Here is a 966-nt window from a genome sequence, read left to right as displayed (position 1 = left end):
GTCCAGCGCGACGCGGAACGCCTCCAGGCCCTTCACGCGGCTCCCCCGCCGGCGGCGGTGCCGTGCTCGGCGGCGGTGTCGCGCTCGACGAGCCCGTCGAGGCGCACCTGCCCGGGCTGCTGCGCGGGCCCGGCGGGGACGGCCGCGACATCACCGTGCGCCAGGTGCTGCAGCACACCAGCGGCCTGCCGAACTACACGTCGGAGTTCGGCACCTCCGACTGGTCCCTGCTGCGGGAGCGCTACTACGACCCGCGCGAGCTGCTGGACCTGGTGCGCGAGCTGCCCGCCACCGGGGCGCCGGGGGAGTCGTGGCTGTACAGCAACACCGGGTACCTCGTGGCGGGCCTGCTCGTGCAGCGCGTGGCGCGCCGGCCCCTGGCGGAACTGGTGCGCACCCGCATCACCGAGCCCCTCGGCCTGCGCGAGACGTTCTTCCCGCAGCCCGGTGAGCAGGGGTTCCGCGGCCCGCACCCGGCAGCCTCCCACCGCGACAGCGCGGCGCAGCCGTGGCGGGACCTGACCCTGCTGGACCCGTCCTGGGGCTGGGCCGCCGGCGCGCTGGTCGCCTCGCCCAGCGACCTGAACGCCTTCACGCTCGCCCTGCTGCGCGGGGAGCTGCTCTCCGCGCAGCAGCTGGAGCAGATGCGCACGACCGTGCCGTCCCCGGACCTGTGGGAGGGGGCGCGCTACGGGCTGGGCCTGTCCAGCTCCCCGCTGCCCGACGGCACCCTGCTGTGGGGCCACGGCGGGGACATCCCCGGCTTCGAGACCCGCGGCGGCGCCACCGAGGACGGGCGCGCCGTGCAGGTCGCGGTGACGTCGCTGCCCACGGCCGTGGCCCTCGACGAGCAGGGGGGACTGGCGGCGGCGGGCGCGGTGCTGGACGCGGTGCGCGCGGCGTTCGCCTGAGCGGCCCCGTCGTGGCGGGGACCCGCCCGGGGCGCGGACCCTACGACGCGCGCAC

The 966-nt window shown here is 77.4% G+C and carries 1 protein-coding gene; it reads left to right on the top strand.

Features of this window, described 5'->3' with window-relative positions:
* Positions 1–911, top strand: a 911-nt coding sequence (locus GTR00_RS21670; RefSeq protein ID WP_166613558.1) for a serine hydrolase domain-containing protein, incomplete at its 5' end; no start/stop codon positions are given.
* Between the last annotated feature and the right edge of the window lie 55 nt (positions 912–966).

The organism is Kineococcus indalonis (assembly GCF_009906395.1).
GTDB classification, from domain to species: domain Bacteria; phylum Actinomycetota; class Actinomycetes; order Actinomycetales; family Kineococcaceae; genus Kineococcus; species Kineococcus indalonis.
Note: the sequence above shows the minus strand (reverse complement) of the source record. Positions and strands in the feature narration are given on the sequence as shown.